This is a genomic window from Ascidiaceihabitans sp. (assembly GCF_039986515.1).
GTDB lineage: Bacteria > Pseudomonadota > Alphaproteobacteria > Rhodobacterales > Rhodobacteraceae > Ascidiaceihabitans.
Map to the genome: position 1 here is coordinate 72800 of NZ_JBDWQO010000023.1, position 19506 is coordinate 92305.

Consider the following 19506-nt stretch of genomic DNA (forward strand, 5'->3'; position numbering starts at 1 on the left):
CGCCGAGAAGGGCGGCCTTGAGCCTAGCGTGAGTGATGCTGCAAGGTGAACGAAGGTGGGCTTTTAGTAATGCGTATCAAGTAGACGGTCGTTTACTTGATACTCTCTAGGGAAGACCCGCCTTATGCCAAGTATTTCATGCAACTCAAGAATGAAGCGGCACCTGCAACAAACGGCAAACTTCGCCTAACGGGTGATATGTTAAGCACCGTTTTCGCGCCTGACTTAACACAATTTCGCCTATGCGATGTTAGCCCAAGCCGAAAGCGATCATTGCTCTTGTTGCAGCCAACGGCAGCAAATCCGCGCCTTGCCCGTTCATTGCACGCGCAGCGAACGGCTTAAAGACAGGGCTTTGTACCGCGAACCTCCTATTTTGCTGCAAAGCCAAAATTAGGGGCCCGCACATTCCCACGCGATTGTTTGTAAAAAACTGGGTTCAATACCCCAGCGTGCGGTCCACGACGTGCAGCAGCGGCTCATTGTTTTCGCTACGTCTGATGTTTTCTGCAATGGTCAGCGCCGAGTATTTGGCGCGCGTTTCAGATGCGATATGCGGCGTCACCAGCACGTTTTTTTGTGTCCAGTACGGATGATCTTTGGGCAGTGGCTCTTGTCGGAAGACATCAAGAACGGCGTGCCCAATGTGGCCGGTTTCCAGCGCCTGTAACAACGCGTCGTCGTCGATCAAAGGTCCGCGGCCGGGATTTATGATACACGCGTTTTTTGGCATGATGGCCAAGGTTTGCGCATTGAGCGTGTTGGTCGTGGCGGCAGTATCGGGCAGCAAAAGCACACAGATATCGGCACGTTCAAGCGCTTGTGTCAGCCCGTCTGCACCAGACAGGCATGTGATGCCTTCGATGTCTTTCTGGCTTCGTGACCAGCCGGTGACGTTGAACCCGACCTGCGCAAGTTGCGTGGCGGAGGCAGCCCCCAATTCACCAAGCCCCAATACGGTGACGCGTCGGTCCCAGGTGAGGGGCGGCGGCACAGGATCCCACGTGCCGGGGCTTGCGTGAATATGGGCGTCCATCCCAAGATGAAACCGCATCGCATGCCCCAACACCCACTCGATCATACCTTGCGTCAGACCGGGATCGACCATGCGCGTGAGCGGGATTTTAAGTGTTTCGTTGCCCACGATGCCTTCGACGCCTGCCCAAAGGTTCATCACCGCTTTGGCGCGGGTGAAGGGCGTGAAATCTTTGAGATCCGAGTTCGGTGCATAGACAATATAGTCTACGTTCTGGGGCGCTATGTCGGGGCTGATATGTGCTGACACGCCTGCATCCGCTATGGCCGTTTTTAAGGGTGCTTCGTAAGCGGGCCAGCGTTCAGGGCGGGCGGCGAACAGGATGTTTATCATAGATTTGAAGACCTTGGACGGTGGATATGTGCACTTTGAACCAACCCGAACGCCACCATAAGAACCAACATGGCGGACCCGCCGTAGCTGACCAAAGGCAGCGGCACGCCGACGACGGGTGCCATGCCCATCACCATCGACATGTTGACGGCAAAGAACAAAAAGAAGTTCAAAGCGATGCCCAGGATCAGCAACGAAGAAAAGCGGTCGCGGTTGGCGATGGCGGACGAAATGCAGAAAACGATGATGAGGAAATAGAGGCTCAGAAGCGAAATTGCCCCGATAAACCCGAATTCTTCGGCCAACGTCGTAAAGATGAAATCGGTGTGTTTTTCAGGCAGGAAGTTCAGCCGCGACTGTGTGCCTTGCATAAAACCGCGTCCCGAAATGCCCCCCGACCCAAGTGCGATCTTGGACTGGGTGATGTGGTAGCCCGCGCCAAGGGGGTCTTGGCTGGGGTCCAGAAACGTGTCGATGCGGCGGTACTGGTAGTTGTTCAGAAGTTGCCAGCTTTCGCCGCGCGATTGGAACACGGCCGCAATCAACCCGATGCCTGCGGCGATCACGGCGGCGAAATAGGCCCAATGCACACCGGCCAGAAACATCAGCCCGCCACCGGCTGCCAGCAGCAGAATGGACGTGCCAAGATCAGGTTGCTGGATCACAAGGGCTGTCGGAACCAAGATGATTACTATCGGCACCATAACCCACAGGGGTTTCGACTTTTTCTTGGCTGGTAGCCAGTCATAGTAGGCCGCCAGAAACATCACCAAAGTGATCTTCATCAATTCTGAGGGTTGCAAGCGCATGAAGCCTAAGTCGATCCAACGCTGCGCCCCCATGCCGACAGAGCCGAAAAATTCGACCCCCAGCAGCAGCATCACCGACACGCCGTAAGCAAATCCTGCGACGCTGCGCCAGAACCAGATTGGCACCATGCCGATCAGCACCATCAGGACAAGACCCATGGCAAAACGCTTCATCTGTGGCTCTGCCCATGGGCTGTAGCTGCCGCCCGCGACCGAGTAGAGCATCAGGAACCCGACGCCTGCGACGGCCACCAGCAAGATTGTCAAAGGCCAGTTCAGGAACAGTATTTTGCGCGGTCCCGTGGGGACTGATTTAACGGAATACTCAAGATAACTCATGCTTGGTCGTTTCCATCAAAGGCGGCCGTCGGGCGCATTTTGCGCAGTTTCTTTTGCTGTGCGCCGATGCGTCCACGGTCTTTGGACGGGTAGGCCGACAAAGGCGGAGGGCCGCCATATAATGCTTGTAGCGTGATGTCGCGCGCAATCGGTGCCGCCGCTTTTGATCCGCCGCCGCCGTGTTCGACGACAACGGCTACAGCATATTTGGGGTTGTCGGCTGGTGCGAAATCCACAAACAGCGCGTGGTCACGCCGTTCCCATGGCAAGTCCGAGTTGCGGATGACACCGCGTGCACGTTCGGCGGCCGAAATGTTGCGCACTTGGCTGGTGCCTGTCTTGCCTGCCATGCGCATACCATCAGCGATAATGCGACTGCCGTAGGCCGTGCCGCGCCGGTCATTGACCACTGCAAACATGGCGCGTCGCATTTTGCGCAGGTTATCATCGTCCAAAGGCAAAGGGCGGCCTGCGCCTGAAGGTTGTTCCACCCCGTCGATGGACTTCACAAGCCGCGGTTCGACGCTGCGCCCGGTGGCCAGTCGGGCGGTCATGACGGCCAACTGCAAGGGCGACGACAGCATATATCCCTGCCCGATAGAGGCATTGACCGTGTCCCCAATCACCCAGTCTTTGCCGTGCGTTGTGGTTTTCCATGCTTTGGTGGGCGTCAACCCGCGCGCGACCGCAGACATAGGCACATCATGGCGTACCCCAAGCCCGAAGATGTTGGCCATGGCTGAAATTTTTTCAATACCGACTTTCAGCGCCAGATCGTAGTAGTAGACGTCGCAGGATTGCTTAAGCGAATTTTCCAAATTCACACTGCCGTGGCCTGCGCGTTTCCAGCAGTGAAACTTGCGATCGGCAACTTCTAGATGGCCGGGGCAGCGCACTGTGTCTTCGGGCTCAATCAACCCTTCTTCCAGTGCGGCCATTGCTGTCATCATTTTGAAGGTCGATCCAGGGGGATAGGTGCCTTGGACTGTTTTTGATGCCAGCGGGCGGTATTTGTTTTCGGTCAATGCACTGTAGTCGGCCACCGAGATGCCGCGCACAAACAAGTTCGGATCATAGGTGGGCGCCGAGGCAATTGCGACCAGATCACCGGTTTCACAGTCAATCACCACGGCGCTGGCGCTTTCTTCCGAAAGTCTGGCCTGCACGTAATTTTGCAACTCAGCATCGACGCTAAGCTGTATGTCTGATCCGGGGCGGCCTTCGCGGCGGCCCAGTTCACGCATTTCACGACCCGCGGCGTTCACTTCGACCTGCCGTGTGCCTGCGGCACCGCGCAGGGTCGTTTCAACTTTGGCTTCGACGCCTACTTTTCCGATTTGAAAGCGCGGAATGCGCAGCAGCTCGTCCGGATCGTCAAGGCGGTTTAAATCGTAGTCGCTGACGGGGCCAACATACCCCAGAACATGTGCAAAATCAGAGCCCAAAGGATAAACACGGCTAAGCCCAATTTCAGGCGCGACACCGGGCAGGGCGGGTGCGTTCACCGACACGCGGCTTAGGTCGTCCCAATCCACATCGTCAGCGATCGTGACCGGATGGAACGGCGCGCTGCGTTTTATTTCGGTGAGTGCGCGTTCCAGTACCTCTGCGTCCAACTCCATCACTGTGGCCAGCTTGGTCAGGACTTTTTCCACGTCCCCCGCATCCTCGCGCACGATCTTGATTTGGTAGGTCGGGATGTTTTGTGCCAATTGCACGCCGTTGCGGTCAAATACTTCGCCACGCGCAGGGGGGATCAGCTTGAATTTGATGCGGTTTTCTTCGGCCAACAGGCGGAACTGGTCGGCTTGATTGACTTGCAAATGACGCATACGCGCGGCCAAACCGCCCATAAACACCAGCTGTACGCCCCCCAAAATAGCGGCGCGGCGCGAAATCAGGCGGTGGTTTGCCTCTATGTCGGCGCGCGTGCGCTTCATGCCCTGTCCCCCAATGTGTCCAGATCACCGGGATTGGATTTGCGCACACCCATAAAGGCATGTGTCACCCCAGCGATCACCGGATAGATCAGAATGGTAAAGCCCATCTGCATCAATGCCAGCCCAAAGCCCGGCATTTCAACCAACAATATCGAGAGGATCAGCCGATAGGCCAATGTCACGCCCAGAATCATGCCCGCCACAGTCAGCCATTCAACGGGAAAGCCGGTGACGCGTAGACTGCCAATTTGGGCTTTGAGGCTTTCACAGGCCAGCAGCATCAAAAACGCCCAAAGCCCGGGGGGGCGTTGCAGCAAAAGATCGGCCATCAGGAAGACAACAGCCAACAGCAGCACGGGCACATATTCAGGGCGGCGCACGGCCCACGCAAAGGCAAACCCCATCAGCAAGTCCGGCATGACCCACCGTGCAGGCAGGGTGTCCAAAGGCAGAAGATGAAGAAAAACGATACCAAAAGACAGGACGGTAAAATACATTCCCATGACCCACCGCCGCGATACGGACAGTTCATTCACTGGCTGTGCCCTCTACCTGTTCGGTTAAGGTCAGGGGTGCCACCACCCCCGCACTGTCGCGCACCGGTTCGCTGCCGTAGCTGCGCAACACGCGCAAAAATTCAAGCCGCTCATAATCCGCAGCCAGTCTGACACGCAAGCGCCCGCCTGGATCGGCGGCGACTTGACCTATCAGCAATCCGGCGGGAAAGACCCCACCGTCCCCTGAGCTGACAACGCGGTCGCCTGGGCGGATCAAGTCGGGGTTTTCAAGGAAGTCGATCGGGGGGGCGGCGGTGTTGTCACCGGCCACAATGACGCGCTGGCCAGAGGGTTGCACGATGGCTGGAATACGGCTTGAGGCATCCGTTAGCAAAATGACACGGCTGGTGTTTTGGGCGACACCCGAAATGCGTCCCACCAAACCGATCCCGTCCATGGTGGCCCACCCATCAACCAAACCGTCACGCACGCCGACATTCAGCAACACAGACTGGCGGAACGGCGATCCGGAATCCGCCAATACGACACCCGTCACAAACGTCAGTCTTGGATCAAGACGGACGTTGTTCAGATCCAGCAGGCGCGCGTTTTCCTGTTCCAGCTGCAAAGCCGCTTCTTTCCACGACTGCATTTTACGCAGTTCGCGGCGCAATTCCTGATTCTGTTCTGCAATCCGTTGGTAGCTTTGGAAATCGCGCAGCAAGTTGACAGTGCCGGTGACGGGCGCCATCGCCCAGTCAAAGTTGGGCACGATACGGTCTGTGACATGCAAACGAAACCGTTCCACACGCGGGCTGTCGATGCGCCAAACCAGAAATATCGCAATCAAAACAAGCGATAAGACGACAAAAAGCAACCGCCGCAACGGACCTGCATAGTCGTAGTTGTTTGATCTATCCTTGGCCAATGCGGGGGTGTCCTGCTTGGGGTAGGGGATTGGGAAGGCTTAGAAAACCAGGCCTGTTCCCTCAACTATCATAGTCGATGGCGTGACGCAGTTGTTTTTCATACTCAAGCGCCTTGCCAGTGCCCAAAGCCACGCAGTTCAGGGATTCGTCCGCAATCGACACGGCCAATCCGGTTTGTTCGCGCAGCGCCAAATCCAGATCACCCAGCAATGCCCCACCACCGGTCAGCATCACGCCGCGGTCCACGATGTCTGCGGCCAAATCGGGGGGTGTGGTTTCCAGGGCGGTCATCACCGCTTCGCAAATTTGCTGTACGGGTTCCGCCAGCGCTTCAGCGATTTGCGCCTGAGTGACTTCGATTTCCTTGGGCACGCCATTCAGCAGGTCGCGTCCGCGAATTTGCATTGATGTGCCGCGCCCGTCGTCGGGCATGCGCGCGGTGCCGATGCTGGTTTTGATGCGCTCGGCTGTGGTTTCACCCACAAGCAGGTTCTGCTGGCGGCGCAAATAGCTGATGATGGCTTCGTCCATACGGTCGCCACCTACACGCACAGAGCGCGCGTAAACGATGTCGCCCAGAGACAGAACCGCAACTTCGGTGGTCCCGCCGCCGATATCCACAACCATGTTGCCTGTGGGGTCGGTGATGGGCATGCCCGCACCGATGGCCGCAGCAATGGGTTCCGCGATCAGGCCAGCGCGGCGCGCGCCTGCTGACAAAACCGACTGGCGAATGGCGCGTTTTTCCACAGGCGTGGCGCCGTGGGGTACGCACACGATAATCTTGGGCTTGGAAAAGGTAGATCGTTTGTGCACTTTGCGGATGAAGTGTTTGATCATTTCCTCGGCGGTGTCAAAATCCGCAATCACGCCTTCACGCATGGGCCGGATGGCTTCGATTGATCCGGGCGTACGACCCAGCATCAACTTGGCGTCTTCGCCGACAGCCAGAACTTTCTTGATGCCGTCTTTGATATGGTAGGCCACCACAGAGGGTTCCGATAAAACCACGCCTTTGCCTTTGACATAGACAAGTGTGTTCGCGGTGCCGAGGTCAATCGCCATATCCGACGAAAAGAGCCCACCCAATTTATCAAAGATCGCCATCCACGCCTGCCTTGCCATAATCCCAAATCGCCTGCGAGTCGGGACACGCAAGCCGGCCGACTTATAGGCTGTGACGGCTTTAGACGAAAGGGGGTTGGCGCGGGGAATTGTCCCTATATTCGGCGCATTTCCGCTAGATCGCTGCAGTTGCCATGATAGGGTTGATTAATACGGCAAATGATAGGGGACATTATGCGCAAAATTCAGGTGTTGGGTGTTCACCACATAACGATCATGGGGGCGGACAGGCAGACGTCGATTGATTTTTGGGATGGTCTGTTGGGAATGCCTTTTATTTTCGACCAACCCAATCTGGATGATCCCGATGAAGGCCATTTGTATTTTGATCCCGGTGACGGTCGGTTGATCACGATTTTCACCAATGAAGATCGCACAGCGGACCCTGGGCGCACCCCGACGGATGCCGGATGTGTGCACCATTTGGCGTTTGAAGTGGACAGGGCGATGTTTTCGCAGGTGCCTGGACGCCTTGAGGCGCGGGGTATTGGCCATTCCGGTGTGAAAGATCGCGGGTTTATGGATTCCATCTATTTCAAGGACCCGCTTGGGCTTTTGATTGAACTTGCCTGTTACAAGTTCATTCCGCCGCGTGGATCAAGCCATGCTGAAGTGATGCTGGAGGCGCACAAACTGCGCGTAGCGGCAGGGGATGTGGCCATTGGTGAAGTCCATCTGGCAGATGCGGTTGAGTTGATCGTAGAACGGTCGCAAGCCTCGTTAAGTGCCGACAGAACTGCCAAACATCCCTATTGATCCAGTTTCAGTGGGCGCCTTTTTTCGTTTGACGGATTTTGTATTTTGAAATTATACAATTTGTATTGGAGATTCCCGAATGACCAAAAATAAGAAAATACACTGCGGCGAAGACCTCAAAGCGCGTATTCTGACCCAAGATATTGCGCCGGGCACAGACCTTGATGAAGCGCGCCTTGCGGAAGAATATGGCATTTCACGAACCCCGTTGCGCGAAATTCTACACCGTTTGGCGGGGGGCGGTTTCGTGCGTCTGGAAGAAAATCGCGGCGCCAAAGTTGAATCTATGGACCTTGCAACGCTGCGGGTGTTTTTCCAAACGGCCCCGTTGATCTATTGCGCGATCGCGCGTCAGGCGGCGGAAAATCGAACAAGCCGCCAGATTGCGGGGCTCAAGGACATTCAGGTGGCGTTTGCAATGGCCACCAGAGCCCGCGACGTGTCGCAGTCAGCGCTTTTGAATTATCAGTTTCATGAGCAGATTGGCGAGATGGCGCAAAACCCATATCTTTTTGCCGGTCTCAAGCGGATGTTGATCGACCACACGCGCCTCAGTCAGACATTTTTCAACCCGCAGTCGTCCTCGGATGCGGCCCGTGTGGACAAGGCTATCGCCCAACACGATGCAATGATTGCAGCCATTGAAGCCGGGCAAGCCGACGTCGCCATCGACCTGACGTTGCAGCATTGGGACCTGTCACGCGACCAGCTTGAAAAATATGTCCGGCCTGATCCGCTTCCCCTTGATGTGATTTCAATGAAAGACCGCCGCAATGCAATTTGAAGGTATTTATACGCCGCTGGTGACCCCATATCACGATGACTTTTCGCTAAACGAAAAGGCGCTTGCCCAGACCGTGGAGCACCTGATTGCCGCGGGCGTCCACGGGATCATCGTCGCGGGGTCTACTGGCGAATACTACGCCCAGACCGAAGCAGAACGCATTTGGATGATGAACCATTGCGCAAAGCTGATTGGTGGGCGTGTTCCGATGATTGTGGGCACCGGTGCCATTCGCACAGAGGACAGTATCTTGTATGCCCAAGAGGCCAAAAAAGCCGGTGCCGACGCACTTTTGATTGCGACACCACCCTATGCCTATCCCACGGGCCGCGAGATTGCGCTGCATGCGCTGGCGATTGATCGCGCGGCTAATCTGCCCGCGATGCTTTATAATTATCCGGGCCGTATGTCTGTGAACATGGACGAAGAGACGCTGGACCGCCTTGGCCGTTCGCCAAACTTTTGCGCCATCAAGGAAAGCAGCGGCGACATCAACCGTGTTCACATGCTGGCGCGCGATTACCCCCATATCGCACTGTCTTGCGGGATGGACGATCAGGCGCTTGAGTTTTTTGCATGGGGTGCGCGGTCGTGGGTCTGTGCGGGGTCAAACTTTGCCCCCGAGGCACATATCGCACTTTATCAGGCCTGCGCCGTTGAAGGGGATTTTACCAAAGGACGCGCCATTATGTCGGCCATGCTGCCGCTGATGGGGGTTCTCGAACAAGGCGGTAAGTTTGTGCAGTGTATCAAGTACGGCCTGACATTGCGCGGCATCGATGCGGGCCCACCCCGTCGGCCACTGCAACCCCTGAACAAGGACGACAAACGCCAGTTGGCAGATGTCATCCGCACCATGAACACGGCAGTGTCTGCCATCACGGGAGAAGTCATATGAGCGACCTTTTAACACAGGCCGAATACCAAGCCATCGCAGCTGATCTTGATTTCCCCCGCACCGCCTTCATCGACGGCAAATACCGCGCCGGATCGGGTGATGTATTCGCCACTGTGAACCCCGTGACAGGCGATCCGCTGGCCGAGATTTCGGGGTGCAATGCGGACGACGTGGACTTTGCGGTCAGCAAAGCCCGCGAAGCATTCGAACAGGGTCACTGGTCGAAGATGCACCCATCGGACCGCAAGGATGTGTTGATCAAACTGTGCAAATTGATCACCCGCAACCGTCGCGAACTGGCGGTGATGGAAAGCCTTGATAGCGGCAAGCCGATCCTTGATTGCGAAACCATTGATGTGCCTGAAACCATCCATTGTATCAAATGGCACGCGGAGGCTGTGGATAAGATTTACGACCAGACCAGCCCGACGGGAGACGATGCAATTTCCATGATTGTACGTGAACCGATTGGTGTGGTGGGGGCGGTGTTGCCGTGGAATTTTCCTTTGATGATGCTGGCTTGGAAAATTGGCCCCGCACTGGCCGCGGGTTGTTCCGTGATCGTCAAACCGGCGGAACAGACATCGCTGACCGCGCTGCGCGTCGCCGAACTTGCCCATGAGGCAGGCATTCCGCGCGGTGTGTTGCAGGTCTTACCCGGAGACGGGCCTTGTGTGGGCGCACCGCTGGGTCTGCACATGGATGTTGATATGGTCAGCTTTACGGGCTCGACTGAAACCGGAAAGCGGTTCTTGCGCTATGCGGCGGACAGCAATCTCAAAAAGATCGTCCTGGAATGTGGCGGCAAGAACCCTGCCATGGTGTTTGATGATGCCGAAAACCTCGATCACGTGGCGCAGCATGTGGTTAATGCGGCATTCTGGAATGCGGGGCAAAATTGTTCTGCGACCTCGCGGCTGATCGTGCATAAGGCAGTCAAAGCGGCCCTGATGGAAAAGATCGAAGCGCGTCTGCGTGATTGGAAAGTAGGCGATCCGCTTGACCCGAACACGCATATCGGCGCGTTGATTGATGCAGAACATTGCAAAAAGGTGCGCAGTTTCCTTGATAAGAACGATCAGGGCGAGGGCCCGTTCGTGGCCCCCGTGATTTACCATGTCAAAGCGTGCGACGCCAAGGCCAGCGACGAGATTTTTGGCCCGGTCCTGTCCGTCATCGAAGTGGCCAGCAACGACGAAGCCGTCGCCTTGGCCAATGACACGGACTACGGTCTTGCCGCGTCCGTTTTCACGGCAAACACACGCCGTGCCATCCGTGCGGCCCGCGATATTCGCGCAGGCACCGTGACTGTCAACTGCTACGGCGAAGGCGATATTGCGACTCCGTTTGGCGGTTATAAGCAATCGGGGTTCGGTGGGCGCGACAACGGTGTGCACGCCCATGACCAGTTTACAGAACTCAAAACGATCTGGATCGACCTCATCGATCCGCAAAGCGGAGATAACATCGGATGAGCGTCGAAGCCGTCGGAACCACACGTCGTGGACGCGGTGCGCGAAAAGCAGTGCGCCAAAAGCGTGACACCAATATGCTACCCGCCCTCAAACGCGGTATTCCCCTGACAGAACCGATGTCGCCTGAACAGGTGGTGCGGATCGACAATGCCTCAATGGATATTCTGGAAAATGTGGGCGTCGTGTTTCGCGATGATATTGCGCTGGCGGATTGGAAAAGGGCGGGCGCGGATGTGCGTGGTGAACGCGTGCACCTTGATCGGGGCCTCGTGCGTGAATTGATCAGCTCGATCCCGTCGTCGTTTACCTATCACGCCCGCAATCCCGCAAAGAACCTGCCGTTTGGCAACGATCATTCGATTTTTGTGCCGATGACCGGCGCCCCCTTCCTGCGGGACCTCGAAGACAAGCGGCGCAATCCGACGCTGGATGATTTGGCGAATTTCCACAAGCTTAGCCATATGCTGCCCGCGATCCATTCGTCTGCACACCATATTGTCGAACCTTACGATCATCCGATCAGCCAGCGGCATTTGCGTATCACGTACAGTTCGATGAAACACAGCGACAAGACGTTCATGGGCATGACAACAAGCCCCAAAAACGCCGAGGATGTGATGGACATGTGTGCCATCCTGTTTGGCGGCGATTTCATGATGACCCATCCGGTAGTGACCGGCAATTGCAACGGCAATTCACCTCTGGTCTGGGACGAAACCATGCTGGGGGCCTTGCGGGCGTTTGCGAAATATAACCAGCCTATCCTGTGTTCGCCCTTCGTTTTGGGCGGGGCCAATACGCCAGCGTCCACCGCAGCCACGGTCGCGCAACTTAATGCCGAGGCCTTGTCTGCGCTGGCCTATACGCAGGTCGTTCGAAAAGGGACGCCTGCGATTTACGGACATTACCTTGCCACCGTGTCGATGAAGTCGGGCGCACCTATGGCGGGCACGCCGGAAATCAGCCTGATGAATATGATGATCGGCCAGATGGCGCGCCACTACGATGTGCCATGGCGGACCTCTAACACGCTGGGGGGTGCCAAGACCTTTGATGCACAAGCCGGCTACGAAAGTGCAACCACGTTGATGGCCGTTCTGATGTCCGGGGCCAACTACATTTGGCATTCCGCAGGCTGGAACGAGGCAGGGATGCACTGTTCGATGGCCAAGTTTGTCGTGGATGCAGAGCAATGCGCCATGGGCCATCGCATGGCATCCGGCATCAAATGGGATGATTTTGATCAGGCGCTTGCAGCCGTGGCTGATGTTGGGCCGGGCGGGCATTATCTGGGGCACCCCCACACGCTTGATAAATTCCAAGAAGCGTTTTTCATGCCAGAGATGTTTGACAACAATTCCATTGAGCAATGGCAAGCGGATGGCGCAGTCGAGATCAATGAACGTGCGTTGAAACGTGTTCACGACTTGTTGGGCGAATATGAAGAACCCAAGCTTGATGAAGGCGTTAACGAAGAACTGCTGGATTACATCGCACGCCGTGAACGCGAAATTCCAGCCGCTGACGCCCTGAACCAAGACCTGTGACATGAGCCGGATCACCGTCAGCAGATTGCCGGTCGATCCCGGCCCCGCCGCATGGAACGCGGTCCTGCCCGATGCAGCGCCCGCACAATGCGTCGATGGCACCGAAACGGCAGATTGGATCATCATCGGCGCCGGGTTTGCAGGGTTGGCTGCCGCGCGACGGCTGTCACAGCTGTGCCCGACGGACCGCATTGTGGTGCTTGAGGCAAAGCGTGTGGCCGAGGGACCGGCGGGTCGCAACTCGGGCTTCATGATCGACCTGCCACATGATTTGTCGTCTGCCGATTATGGCGGGGCCTTGGATCATGATATCTCTCTGACTGCCGACAACCGGCACGCCATTGATTTTGCGTCGCAAATGGCGCGGGACTTTGGTTTGGGTCCGGATGCTTTTGTTCGCAGCGGCAAAATCAATGCCGCGGCAACGGACAAAGGTTGCAGACACAATCGTGAATACGCAAGGCATCTTTCCGCGATGGGGGAAGCCCACGAGATGCTGGATGCCGATGCGATGGCCGATATGACCGGCACGCGCTACTATCAAAGTGGGCTCTACACAGCGGGCACCGCGATCATCCAGCCTGCGGCGTTTGTGCGTGGCGTGGCGCGTGGGCTTGTGTCCAACAGGGTGCGAATTTTCGAAAACAGTCCGGTGACAACGCTGGAACGGAACGGCAATTGGACGGCCACAACGCTATCGGGGTCCGTGACCGCGCCCAAAGTTATTCTGGCCGTGAACGGGCATCTCAACAGCTTCGGGTTTATGGAAAACCAACTGATGCATGTGTTTACCTATGCGTCCATGACGCGGGTGCTCACCGCACAAGAAGCGGCGGCATTGGGCGGCCATGCTATCTGGGCTGTCACGCCTGCCGATCCGATGGGCAGCACGGTGCGGCGCATTCAAACGGCTCAAGGTCCGCGGATCGTTGTGCGCAATCGCTTTACCTATGACCCGACTATGGAGGTGGGTGAGCAACGCATCCGGTCTGTTGGCCGTGATCACGATGCAGCGTTCAAGGCGCGCTTCGGGATGCTGGCTGGTGTGGAAATGGAATATCGGTGGGGCGGGCGGCTGTGCCTAAGCCGCAACAACGTCAGCGTTGTGCGTGAAGTGGACACTGGCCTATACGCTGCGTGCTGCCAGAACGGGCTGGGCACCACACGCGGCACATTGTCGGGGATACTTGCGGCAGAGCTTGCCACAAACACGCCCTCGGACCGGTTAAGCCGCGCTTTGGATGCCGATCCGCCAACAGTTCTGCCACCGCCATTTCTGACCAAAATCGGTGCCAAAGCCGTTTTGAAATGGCAAGAAAGAAAAGCAGGGCCTGAGCTTTAGAACCGAAGCTGTGAAGGCCCAGCGGCGCAGGATTACGGGCGGGTTTTGTCCTTGGTGCGTCCGCGATGCCCGTAAGGCGTTTCACCGTAGCGCGATTTGAAATGGCGCGAGAACACGCTGTCGGAATTGAACCCTGCGGCCATGGCGACTTCCATGACGCTGAGGTCCGTTTCCATCAAAAGTGTTCGCGCCCTGTCCAAGCGAATGTTGCGGTAGGTTTGGGCCGGGGCCTCGTCCAGCAGTTGTTTGAACTGACGTTCCATTTGACGGCGCGAAATGCCGGCGCTGCGGGCCAGATCCTCAAGGTGCAAAGGGGTTTCGATGTTTTCGTACATCGCCCGCAATGCCGCCAACACGCGGGGATTTCTGGAACTGATGGCCTTGGCAATGGAAGACCGCTGTTCGCTGCGTTTGGAAATGTCCGGCCCGTTCAGGCACATGTCCGATACGGCGATGGCAAAGTCTTCGCCGTAGTCCTCTGCGATGACCGAAATCATCATCTCGGTGGCGGCCGCCCCCCCGCCACAGGTCAAAAGGGTGCCGTCGCGTTCAAACCTGTGCCGCGACGGGGCAAGCTGTGGAAAGGTTTCAATGAAACCGGGTTGGTTTTCCCAGTGCAAGGTAAACTGTTTGCCATCCAACAAGCCTGCACGCGCCAATGTGGCAGCCCCCGTGCAAATGCCGCCTGCGTGACCCCCAAAACGTACATGGTGACGCAGTTGCGACAGCACAGAAGCCGACGCAACTTTGGTGCCATTGTTGCCAGAACACGCAAAAAGATATGCCTCCGGGGGAAGATCACGCAGGGCCGCGTGTACACTGATGTCGATACCGGAGGACGACGACACAGGCGCGCCGTCTTCAGACAAAACAAGCCAGCCGTATAGCGGCTTTTGGGCCAGCTGATTGGCAATGCGCAACGGGTCCAAAGCAGCGCTAAACGCCAATAAAGTAAATTGCGGAAGCAGCAAGAACCCGAACCACCGTGTGGCGAGAGGGTCTTTGACGGGATAGCTGAACGCGCCCGCTGGCACGAGATCGGGGCGATTTGAGGGGCTGAATACGCCGTTGTTCACCAGCTTGCGTCCTTAAACCTTGGGGTCTTCACACCTGAATTTGATCGCATATGCGCCTTTTGTCCACAGCCGCAGGGCGCCACGCAAACAGCGCCCGCTTATCGGGAAGCGGGCGCTTTGTTCTTTTGTCTTGGTACTGTTTGCGTGTTTTACGCTTGTTGTGCTTTCAGTTCCAACCGGCGCTTGTGCAATGTTGGTTCTGTGTAGCCCGACGGATCTTTTGTTCCGCCAAACACCAGATCACAGGCTGCTTTATAGGCAATACCATCAAACGAGGGCGCCATGTCGGTGTAGCTGGCATCGGCACTGTTCTGGCGGTCCACGATGGCAGCCATCTTTTGCATGATGGCATTCACATCGGCCTCCGAGATCACGTTATGGTGCAACCAGTTGGCGATGTGTTGGGCGGAAATCCGGCACGTTGCGCGGTCTTCCATCAGGCCAACGTCATTGGCATCCGGCACTTTGGAACAGCCGACGCCCTGATCGATCCAGCGCACCACGTAGCCAAGAATGCCTTGCGCGTTGTTTTCCACTTCGTGGGCAATCTGGTCTTTGGACCATTTGCGATACGTCGCTGTCGGAATGTCCAGAAGGGCATCCACATAGGCGCGGCGTCCGCCTTTGGCCAAACCGGCCTGAACCGCAAAAACATCAACGCGGTGATAGTGCAGGGCGTGTAGCGTTGCGGCCGTGGGGCTTGGCACCCAAGCACAGTTTGCGCCGGATTTGGGGTGATCAATCTTGGCTTCCAACATGGCCGCCATATGGTCTGGAACCGCCCACATGCCTTTGCCAATCTGCGCTTTGCCAGACAGACCACATTCCAGCCCGATATCGACGTTCTGGTTTTCATACGCACCGATCCAGCCTTTGCGCTTGATGAAATCCTTACGGCTGAAAGGGCCAGCTTCCATAGAGGTGTGGATTTCGTCGCCGGTCCGGTCAAGGAAGCCGGTGTTGATGAAACACACGCGATGTTTGGCCGCGCGGATACATTCCTTGAGGTTCACAGACGTGCGGCGCTCTTCGTCCATGATGCCCAGCTTGACGGTGTTTTGTGGCAGGCCAAGGATGCTTTCGACGCGGGTAAAAATTTCGTCTGCAAAGGCCACTTCTTCAGGGCCGTGCATTTTGGGCTTAACCACATAGACCGATCCGGTTTGCGTGTTGCGCATCCCGTCTGTTTTCTTCAGGTCGTGCATCGCCAGCGTGGTGGTGATCAGCGCATCCATCAGACCTTCGAAGATTTCGTTGCCGTCTTTGTCCAGAACGGCCGGGTTTGTCATCAAGTGACCCACATTGCGCACCAGCAGCAAAGCACGGCCTTTCAATGACAAGTCGGACCCGTCCGGCGCGCTGTAAACGCGGTCGGCGTTCAGGCTGCGGGTGACGGATTTGCCGCCTTTCTCGAAGGTGTCGGACAGGTCGCCACGCATCAGGCCCATCCAGTTGCTATAGGCCAGAACCTTGTCTTCGGCATCAACGCAAGCGACTGAATCTTCACAGTCGATGATGGCAGACACAGCAGATTCCATCACAACGTCAGCCAGACCGGAGGCAGAGGTTTTTCCAATCGGGTGGTTGCGATCAAACACCAGCACCACATGCAAATTGTTGTTGCGCAAAACCACAGCCGTGGGGGCATCTGCGGGGCCTTCAAAGCCCACAAATTTTTCAGGGGCCACCAAAGGACCGCCATCGACCATCAAAGCGCCATCCACAACCGTGTAGCTGGAGGCTTGGCCGTGGCTTGTGTCTTTTACTGTGAATGCATCATCCAAAAAGACGGCTGCACGGGCCACAACGCGCGCCCCGCGCCCGTCATCAAAAGGGCCAGGCGCAGGCAATGTGCCCATCGCATCCGTTCCGTAAAACCCGTCATACAAGCTGCCCCAGCGCGCGTTCGCCGCGTTCAGAACAAACCGCGCATTCGTGACGGGCACAACAAGCTGCGCGCCTGCGACAGATGCAATTTCAGGATCGACGTTGGATGTTTCGATGGAAAAATCGCCACCCTCGGGCAGCAGATACCCGATTTCTTGTAAAAACGCTTTGTAAGAACCCGCATCATGCGGGCTGTCTTTATGGCAACGGTGCCACATATCGATCTGGGCTTGCAGCGCCTCGCGTTTGGCCAAAAGGGCACGGTTCTTTGGCCCGAATGTATTTGCCAAATCCGACAACCCGTTCCAGAATGTCTCTGAACTGATGCCAGTACCTTCCAAAGCTTGGCTTTCGATGAAATTTGCCAAAATCTCGTCAACCTGGATTTCGCTTTTCGTCAGGTAGTTAGGTGCAACTTGGTCTGCCATGATTCCTCACAAAGTGTTTTGCCTGCGCCTTGGTAGGTGTTTGACGGGTGATCTTCAATCCGTAGTCACGACAGGCCAATCCACGGTTGTGATCCAAAATGGGCGTATGTTTTACTCAGGTGCGCTACATAGGTTTGTAAGCAGCTTGGAAAAGGTGCGCATGGACACAGCGGGAATGTCTTCTGCGCGGCTCATAATGCCGACAGCACCGTGGGTTGCTGCCATTTCCACCGGCACGGTGACCAGCGTGTTTTGGTCAAGGTCGTTTGCCACAACCCCGCGACTGATAATCCAAACTGTGTCCGGATCGCTTAAAACAACGGCCCGCCCGAACGTCGGCGACGCGGTTTCAATGCGGTTTTGAAACAAAGGGACCCCTTGGGAAATAAGGTGCCGCGCGACCAAGGGGCGGATTGCTGAATCCTTTGGGGGATAAAGAACGCGAAAGCCATCAAGGTCGGCTGCGGATTGCACATCCAAAGCGAGGCTATCTGGGCGCGCAACAACAACCACATCTTCGGAGTAAAGCTGCTGGAAGCCAAGCCCGACCATTGTGTCGGGATTGCCCAACCGCCCAACCACCAGATCAAGCCCACCGCTGCGCAAACGCGTCGTCAGATCGCGGTGAGACCCTTCGTACATTTCAAGCGTGGTGTTTGGGTTCAGCTTTTGAAACGCCAGAACAGCACGGGGCAAAAGCCGCGATGCAACACTTGGCAAAGCACCCACTTTAAGCTGCCCCGCCGCGGTGCTGTGCGCATGCATGCTGCGCAATCCGTGGCGCAGGGCGGCCGTACTTTGTTCGGCAAATTGCAAAAAGACCTCGCCTTGAGGTGTCAAAGCCACGCCAGAGCGGCTGCGTTCCAGCAACACAACGCCAAGGATCGTTTCAAGGTCTTTTAGGGTTTTTGAGATAGCAGGTTGCGTCAGGTTTAAGTCTTGGGCGGCTATCTTGAAACTGCTGGCACGCGCGATGGCGCTGAAGGCGTCGAGATGGCGAAACTTGATGCGTCTGTCCACATTCATTCCTTTTTGGGCAATCAAATGGCAAGAAGTGTCATTTTCAATATCCATTCAAATATATGAAAAGTACAGTGCGGAGCAGGCAGGAGAGTGGCGTGAAAACTCAGGTGGCGATTATTGGGGGGGGGCCGTCCGGGCTTTTGTTGGCGCAGCTTTTGCATACACGCGGGATCAACAGCGTGGTGCTGGAACGCAAAACCAAAGACTATGTGCTGGGCCGCATTCGTGCGGGCGTGTTGGAACAGGGTCTGGTCAAGCTGATGGAAGAAGCCGGATGCGCGGACAGGTTGCACGCGGAAGGGATCACGCATGTTGGCACTTTGGTGTCTTATGGCGATGAAATGTTCCGCGTCGATTTCACCGAACATACCGGAAAACCCGTCGTGGTTTACGGCCAAACCGAAGTCACTCGGGACCTTTATGATGCGCGTGAACGCAGCGGTGGTGCGATCGAATTCAACGTCGAAGATGTGGTGATCCATGGGGCCGACACCGACACACCCCACATCACCTATACCGTTGCTGGCGTCCCCCGCAGCCTTGCATGTGATTTCATCGCAGGGTGCGACGGTTTCCATGGGGTCAGCCGGCAAACGATCCCGCTGGACGTGCGCCGCGAATATGAAAAAGTCTATCCCTTTGGCTGGTTAGGCATCTTGTCAGAAACCCCACCGGTCAATCACGAACTGATCTACGCCAATTCGTCACGCGGATTTGCCTTGTGTTCAATGCGCAACGAAAACCTAAGCCGCTATTATATCCAGTGTTCTCTGAGCGACCGGCCCGAAGACTGGACAGACGACGCCTTTTGGCAAGAACTCAAGCGCCGTATTCCGTCAGATCAGGCTGACAAGCTGGTGACGGGGCCAAGCATCGAAAAGTCCATCGCCCCCTTACGATCTTTTGTGACGGAACCCATGCGTTGGGGGCGCTTGTTTCTGTGTGGGGATGCCGCCCATATTGTCCCTCCAACCGGGGCAAAAGGTCTGAACACTGCTGCCTCAGACGTCCATTATCTGTATAACGGATTGCGCGACTTTTACGAAAACGACAGCACCCAAGGCATCGACACATATTCCGAAAAAGCCCTGTCCCGTGTCTGGAAAGCAGAGCGTTTCAGTTGGTGGTTCTCGTCACTGATGCACCGGTATCCTGACCAGTCTGAATTCGACTTAAAGATGCAGCTTGCTGAAATAGAGTTTTTGCGGTCCAACACAACGGCCCAACAGTCTATGGCCGAAAACTATGTCGGACTGCCGTATTGATGGCACTTCTAAAGGAG

At 56.4% G+C, this 19506-nt stretch carries 16 protein-coding genes; 7 read left to right on the top strand and 9 right to left on the bottom strand.

Annotation, left to right across the window (positions count from 1 at the left end; all coding sequences use genetic code 11):
• Nucleotides 1-439: 439 nt before the first annotated feature.
• The 6 genes from ABJL60_RS20805 to ABJL60_RS20830 all read right to left on the bottom strand — a co-directional run bounded on the left by ABJL60_RS20805 (nucleotide 440) and on the right by ABJL60_RS20830 (nucleotide 6990).
• Complete coding sequence (locus ABJL60_RS20805) at nucleotides 440-1369, bottom strand: glyoxylate/hydroxypyruvate reductase A (protein ID WP_348376343.1); 930 nt, start codon at nucleotides 1367-1369, stop codon at nucleotides 440-442.
• Nucleotides 1366-2517: a rod shape-determining protein RodA gene (gene rodA / locus ABJL60_RS20810; RefSeq protein WP_348376342.1), complete on the bottom strand. Its 1152-nt coding sequence runs from the start codon at nucleotides 2515-2517 to the stop codon at nucleotides 1366-1368. The genes ABJL60_RS20805 and rodA overlap by 4 nt, the downstream gene beginning before the upstream one ends.
• A complete protein-coding gene (mrdA, locus tag ABJL60_RS20815) occupies nucleotides 2514-4457 on the bottom strand; it encodes a penicillin-binding protein 2 (RefSeq protein ID WP_348376341.1) in 1944 nt (647 codons plus the stop codon). Before mrdA ends, rodA begins: the two co-directional genes overlap by 4 nt.
• Nucleotides 4454-4954, bottom strand: a complete 501-nt coding sequence (locus ABJL60_RS20820; RefSeq protein ID WP_348376340.1) for a rod shape-determining protein MreD — start codon at nucleotides 4952-4954, stop codon at nucleotides 4454-4456. Before ABJL60_RS20820 ends, mrdA begins: the two co-directional genes overlap by 4 nt.
• Nucleotides 4955-4985: 31 nt before the next feature.
• Nucleotides 4986-5882, bottom strand: a complete 897-nt coding sequence (gene mreC / locus ABJL60_RS20825; protein WP_108830363.1) for a rod shape-determining protein MreC — start codon at nucleotides 5880-5882, stop codon at nucleotides 4986-4988.
• A gap of 61 nt (nucleotides 5883-5943) precedes the next feature.
• A complete protein-coding gene (locus ABJL60_RS20830) occupies nucleotides 5944-6990 on the bottom strand; it encodes a rod shape-determining protein (protein ID WP_348292088.1) in 1047 nt (348 codons plus the stop codon).
• Between the two features lie 192 nt (nucleotides 6991-7182).
• Here ABJL60_RS20830 and ABJL60_RS20835 point away from each other — a divergent pair, with 192 nt between their 5' ends.
• From ABJL60_RS20835 to ABJL60_RS20860, 6 genes are all read left to right on the top strand, one after another.
• Nucleotides 7183-7764: a VOC family protein gene (locus ABJL60_RS20835; protein WP_348376339.1), complete on the top strand. Its 582-nt coding sequence runs from the start codon at nucleotides 7183-7185 to the stop codon at nucleotides 7762-7764.
• 79 nt (nucleotides 7765-7843) lie between these two features.
• Nucleotides 7844-8548, top strand: coding sequence for a GntR family transcriptional regulator (locus ABJL60_RS20840; RefSeq protein WP_348376338.1), 705 nt, complete (start codon nucleotides 7844-7846; stop codon nucleotides 8546-8548).
• Nucleotides 8538-9446, top strand: coding sequence for a dihydrodipicolinate synthase family protein (locus tag ABJL60_RS20845; protein WP_348376337.1), 909 nt, complete (start codon nucleotides 8538-8540; stop codon nucleotides 9444-9446). Before ABJL60_RS20840 ends, ABJL60_RS20845 begins: the two co-directional genes overlap by 11 nt.
• The gene (locus ABJL60_RS20850; protein WP_348376336.1) at nucleotides 9443-10921 is read left to right on the top strand and encodes an aldehyde dehydrogenase; all 1479 of its coding nucleotides are present in this window, start codon (nucleotides 9443-9445) and stop codon (nucleotides 10919-10921) included. The genes ABJL60_RS20845 and ABJL60_RS20850 overlap by 4 nt, the downstream gene beginning before the upstream one ends.
• The gene (locus ABJL60_RS20855) at nucleotides 10918-12468 is read left to right on the top strand and encodes a trimethylamine methyltransferase family protein (RefSeq protein WP_348376335.1); all 1551 of its coding nucleotides are present in this window, start codon (nucleotides 10918-10920) and stop codon (nucleotides 12466-12468) included. Before ABJL60_RS20850 ends, ABJL60_RS20855 begins: the two co-directional genes overlap by 4 nt.
• A gap of 1 nt (nucleotide 12469) precedes the next feature.
• Nucleotides 12470-13810, top strand: a complete 1341-nt coding sequence (locus ABJL60_RS20860) for an FAD-binding oxidoreductase (protein ID WP_348376334.1) — start codon at nucleotides 12470-12472, stop codon at nucleotides 13808-13810.
• Between the two features lie 32 nt (nucleotides 13811-13842).
• Here the strand turns inward: ABJL60_RS20860 and ABJL60_RS20865 are convergent, their stop codons facing one another.
• The 3 genes from ABJL60_RS20865 to pcaQ all read right to left on the bottom strand — a co-directional run bounded on the left by ABJL60_RS20865 (nucleotide 13843) and on the right by pcaQ (nucleotide 18227).
• Nucleotides 13843-14886 carry a GlxA family transcriptional regulator gene (locus ABJL60_RS20865; RefSeq protein ID WP_348292074.1) on the bottom strand — a complete coding sequence of 348 codons (1044 nt, stop codon included), beginning with the start codon at nucleotides 14884-14886 and terminating at the stop codon, nucleotides 13843-13845.
• Nucleotides 14887-15035: 149 nt separating this feature from the next.
• Complete coding sequence (locus tag ABJL60_RS20870; protein ID WP_348376333.1) at nucleotides 15036-17201, bottom strand: malate synthase G; 2166 nt, start codon at nucleotides 17199-17201, stop codon at nucleotides 15036-15038.
• Nucleotides 17202-17312: 111 nt separating this feature from the next.
• Nucleotides 17313-18227, bottom strand: coding sequence for a pca operon transcription factor PcaQ (pcaQ, locus tag ABJL60_RS20875; protein ID WP_348376332.1), 915 nt, complete (start codon nucleotides 18225-18227; stop codon nucleotides 17313-17315).
• A 92-nt stretch (nucleotides 18228-18319) separates the two neighbouring features.
• On the opposite strand from pcaQ, the gene pobA reads away from it, so the two are divergent.
• Nucleotides 18320-19489, top strand: a complete 1170-nt coding sequence (gene pobA / locus ABJL60_RS20880) for a 4-hydroxybenzoate 3-monooxygenase (protein ID WP_348376331.1) — start codon at nucleotides 18320-18322, stop codon at nucleotides 19487-19489.
• The last annotated feature ends 17 nt before the right edge of the window (nucleotides 19490-19506 follow it).